Origin of the sequence: Methylobacterium sp. WL18 (assembly GCF_008040015.1) — a bacterium.
Classification (GTDB): Bacteria; Pseudomonadota; Alphaproteobacteria; order Rhizobiales; family Beijerinckiaceae; genus Methylobacterium; species Methylobacterium mesophilicum.
The window spans coordinates 1-4,739 of the sequence record NZ_VRVD01000368.1; the positions used below are offsets into that span (position 1 = coordinate 1).

General features: G+C 69.7%; 2 protein-coding genes. Both read right to left on the reverse strand.

The genetic code is table 11. The features are described 5' to 3' along the window. The coding region (locus FV228_RS20740) for a multidrug efflux RND transporter permease subunit (protein ID WP_147856346.1) at window positions 1-3,135 on the reverse strand (3,135 nt) is incomplete at its 3' end. A gap of 18 nt (window positions 3,136-3,153) precedes the next feature. Continuing rightward, window positions 3,154-4,494, reverse strand: coding sequence for an efflux RND transporter periplasmic adaptor subunit (locus FV228_RS20745; protein WP_187277838.1), 1,341 nt, complete (start codon window positions 4,492-4,494; stop codon window positions 3,154-3,156). Window positions 4,495-4,739 lie beyond the last annotated feature (245 nt).

Below are 4,739 nucleotides of genomic sequence, written 5' to 3' on the forward strand. Positions count from 1 at the left end.
ATGCGGCGCCGCCTCGCCCGCGCCCCGCTCGCCGTCGGCCACGGCCTTGCGCCGGAACAGGCGCATCACCACCACGAAGAACACCGGCACGAAGAACACCGCCAGCACGGTGGCGGTGATCATGCCGCCCATCACGCCGGTGCCGATCGCCTGCTGGCTCTTCGAGGCGGCGCCGGTGGCGATGGCCAGCGGCACCACGCCGAAGATGAAGGCGAGCGAGGTCATCACGATCGGCCGGAACCGGAGCGTCGAGGCCTCGATGGCGGACTGGATCACCGAGGTCCCGGGCTTCCAGAGGTCCTTGGCGAACTCCACGATCAGGATCGCGTTCTTGGCCGACAGGCCGATGATCGTGATCAGGCCGATCTTGAAGTACACGTCGTTGGGCATGCCGCGCAGGTAGACCGCCGCCACCGCGCCGATCACGCCGAGCGGGATCACCAGCAGCACCGAGACCGGGATCGCCCAGCTCTCGTAGAGCGCGGCCAGGCACAGGAACACGATCAGCACCGAGAGCGCCAGCAGCAGGCTGGCCTGGCTGCCGGCCTGCTTCTCCTGGAACGACTGCCCGGTCCAGGCGTAGCCGAACCCCTTGGGCAGCTGCAGCATCAGCCGCTCCATCTCGTTGATCGCGTCGCCCGAGGTGTAGCCGGGGTTCGGCTCGCCCGTGATGCGCACCGACTGGTAGCCGTTGAAGCCGACGATCTGGCTCGGCCCCATGCCCCATTTCAGCTCCGCGAAGGACGACATCGGCACCATCGTGCCGCCGGCGTTCTTCACCGCGTAGTTGAGGATGTCCGAGGCGTTCATGCGCTGGAGTTGCTCGGCCTGGACGTAGACGCGCTGCATCTTGCCCCGGTTGGGGAAGTCGTTGGTGTAGACCGAGCCGAGGTTGAGCTGGATCGTGGCGTTGATATCCTCGAACTTGACGCCGAGCGCCGCCGCCTTCTCGCGGTCGACGATCAGCTCCGCCTGCGGGGTCGGCGGCAGGCCCTCGATCTTCACCTTCTGGAGGATCGGGCTGCCTTGCGCGAGCTTGAGCAGCTGGTCCTGGGCCGAGAGCAGCGCCGCGTAGCCGCGGTTCGCCCGGTCCTGAAGGCGGAACGAGAAGCCGGCGGCGTTGCCGAGGTTGTCCACCGGGGGCGGCTCCTGGGCGTCCACGGTGGCGTCGCGGTAGTTCGCCAGGGCCGCGTTGGTCCCGGCCACCAGGGCGGCGGCCGAGTTCTTGGCGTCGCGCTCGCTCCAGGGCTTCAGGGTCACGAAGGCCTGGCTGGTGCTGGGCGCCTGCCCCGAGAACGAGAAGCCGTTGAGCATCGTCACGGTGGCGACGCCGGGTTGCGCCAGCAGGTGCTCCTCGACCCGGCGGTTGGCCTCCTGGGTGCGGTTGTAGGAGGCGCCGGGCGGCGTCTGGATGTCCACCGTGAAGAAGCCCTGGTCCTCCACCGGCAGGAAGCCCTCCGGCAGGTTGATGAAGGCGTAGGCCGTGCCCGCCACCAGGGCGAGGTAGACCAGCATCACCCGGCCGGACTTGCGGATGAGGCCCGCGACGCCGCGGCCGTAGCGGGCGGTCTCGCGATCGACGAAGCGGTTGAACATCCCGAACACGCCGCCCTTGGCGTGGCCGTGGCCCTTGACCACCGGCTTCAGGAAGGTCGCGCACAAGGCCGGCGTCAGCGACAGGGCGAGCAGCGCCGAGAACGCGATGGAGGTGACCATGGCGATCGAGAACTGCCGGTAGATGATGCCCACCGAGCCGGGGAAGAACGCCATCGGGATGAACACGGCCATCAGCACCAGGGTGATGCCGATGATCGCCCCGGTGATCTGCTCCATGGCCTTCTTGGTGGCCTCCTTGGGGGGCAGGCCCTCCTCGTTCATGATCCGCTCGACGTTCTCCACCACGACGATGGCGTCGTCGACCAGGATGCCGATGGCCAGCACCATGCCGAACATGGTGAGCACGTTCACCGAGAAGCCGGAGATCCACATCACCGTGACCGTGCCCATCAGGGCGATCGGCACCACGATGGTGGGGATCAGGGTGTAGCGGATGTTCTGCAGGAACAGGAACATCACCAGGAACACCAGCACCACCGCCTCGACCAGGGTGTGCAGCACCTTCTCGATCGAGGCCTCGACCGCCGGGGTGATGTCGTACGGGATGTCCCACTTCAGGTCGGGCGGGAAGAACTGCGACAGCTCCACCATCTTGGCCCGGATCGCGCGGGCCGTCTCCAGCGCGTTGCCGTCGGGGGCCAGCGTCACCGAGATGCCGGCGGCCGGGCCGCCGTTGAGCCGGGTCGAGAACTGGTAGGCGTCGCCGCCGAGTTCGATCCGGGCGACGTCGCGCAGGCGCACGTTCGAGCCGTCCGAGTTGGCCCGCAGCACGATCGCGCCGAAATCCTCGATGGTGCCGAGCTGGCCCTTCACGATGATCGGCACCGTGACCGCCTGCTTGGTCGGGCTCGGCTGGGCGCCGACCGAGCCGGAGGCGACCTGGATGTTCTGGTTGCGGATCGCCTCGGTCACGTCCTCGGCGCTGAGCGACAGGCCGCGCAGCTTGTCCGGATCGACCCAGACCCGGAGCGAGCGCTCGGTGGAGTAGAGCGTCGCGCGCCCGACCCCGGGGATGCGCCGGATCTCGTTGATGACGTTGCGGATCAGGAAGTCGCCGAGGCCGACCTCGTCCATCGACCCGTCCTTGGAGATCAGGGTGATGATGTTGAGGGTCGCGGCCGAGGCCTCCTCCACCAGGATGCCCTGCTGGCGGACTTCCGCCGGCAGGCGGGCCTCCACGCGCTTCAACCGGTTCTGCACCTCCACGGAGGCGAGCGCCGGGTCGGTCCCGGGCAGGAAGGTCGCGGTGATGTTGACCGAGCCGAACGAGTCGGTGGTCGACTCGAAGTTCATGATGTTGGCCGCGCCGTTCAGCTCATCCTCGATGAGCCGGGTCGTGCCGACGTAGAGGCTATCCACCGAGGCGCCGGGATAGGCCGTGGACAGGGCGATCTGCGGCGGGGCGATCACCGGGTACTGCGCGATCGGCAGGTTCGGGATCGCCAGGGCGCCGCCCAGGCAGATGAACAGGGCCACCACCCAGGCGAAGACCGGGCGGTCGATGAAGAAGCGTGCCATGCGCGTGGTCCCCGGGGCTCAGTGGCGGTTGACCGCGGCGGCGCGCGGCGCGACCTGCGCCTTGTCGCCGGGGTTCGGGGCGCCAAGCTTCTGGTCACTTGGCTTCTGGTCACTTGGCTTCTGGTCGCCGGGCGCGTCGGGGGCCTCGTCGGCGTCGTGCTTCGGGCTCTCCTCGCCGTGGAGCGGGGTCTGGTCCACGGGCTTCACCTTCACGCCCGCGGTGATCTTCTGGACGCCGTCGACGATGACCCGCTCGCCAGCCTTGAGCCCGTCCCGGATCAGCCAGTTCTGCCCGACCACCGGCCCGACCTCGACCGGCTGGCGCATCACCGTGTCGTCGGCCCGGACCAGCCAGACCTCGGCGCGGCCGTCCTCGGTGCGCTGGATCGCCTGCTGGGGCACCGCGATGGCGTCGGAATCGATGCCCTGCTTGATCCGGGCGCGGACGTACATGCCCGGGAACAGCTCGTCGTGCGGGTTGGGGAACTGCACCCGCAGGGTCACCTGGCCGGTGCTCGGATCGGCGGTGACGTCCGAGAACAGCAGGCGGCCGGCCAGCGGGTAGAGGGAGTTGTCGTCCATGATCAGGTGGACGTTGGCGGTGTTGTCCTCCAGCCGGGCGAGCTCGCCGCTGGCGAGATCCCGGCGCAGGCGGTTCAGTTCGCCCACCGACTGGGTGATGTCGACGTAGATCGGGTCGAGCTGCTGGATCGTGGCGAGCGCCCCCGTCGAGCCCGGCTCGATCAGGGTGCCCTCGGTGAGCAGCGCCCGGCCAATCCGGCCGGTGATCGGTGCGCGCACGTCGGTCCAGCCGAGGTTGAGCTGCGCCCGGTCCCGGGCCGCCTTGGCGCCGGCGACCTCGGCCTCCGCCTGCTTCTTGCCCGCGAAGGCGGCGTCGTACTGCGCCTGGCTGGCGGTGGCCCGGGTCAGCAGGGTCTCGAGCCGGTCGGCCTGCTGGCGGGCCAGCACCAGGGCGGCCTCGTGGCGGGCCAGCACGGCCTCCGCGCTCGCCAGTTCGACCTCAAAGGGGGCCGGGTCGATCTTGTAGAGGATGTCGCCTTCCTTGACCTGGCTGCCCTGCTCGAACAGGCGCTTGACCACGAGGCCGGAGACCCGCGACCGGACCTCGGCGATGCGCATCGGCGCCACCCGCCCGGGCAGGTCGCGCAGGTAGGGGATCGCCTGCGGGGTCACTGTGACGAAGCCGACCTCAGGCACCGGCGGCGTCGGCGCGGCCGCCTGCTTCGGGTTGCAGGCCGAAAGGCCGAGCGCCAGCAGGGCGGCCGCCCCCAGGACGGTCGCGTGCGGCGGGCTGCGCCGGACGGGGGACGGGAATCGGGCGGACGAAGTGCGGGTCACGGGTTCCGACGCTCCTGGAAAAACATGCGTCTGCAGAGGCCGGCGCGGCGCTGAAGGGCCGCGCCTCGTCGAGGCGGATCGCGCATCTCCCCGAACGGGGTGTTCCGGCTTCCGGACGGACGATGCTGCACGATCGAGGGTTTGGACCGTTGCGCCGGATCCGGGATCCGGCACGAGGGTCCTCGCGCCGACACGGCGCCGATCGGGCGCGCGGCCGGCGGACAACCGGCGGCGCAGTTCAGGCC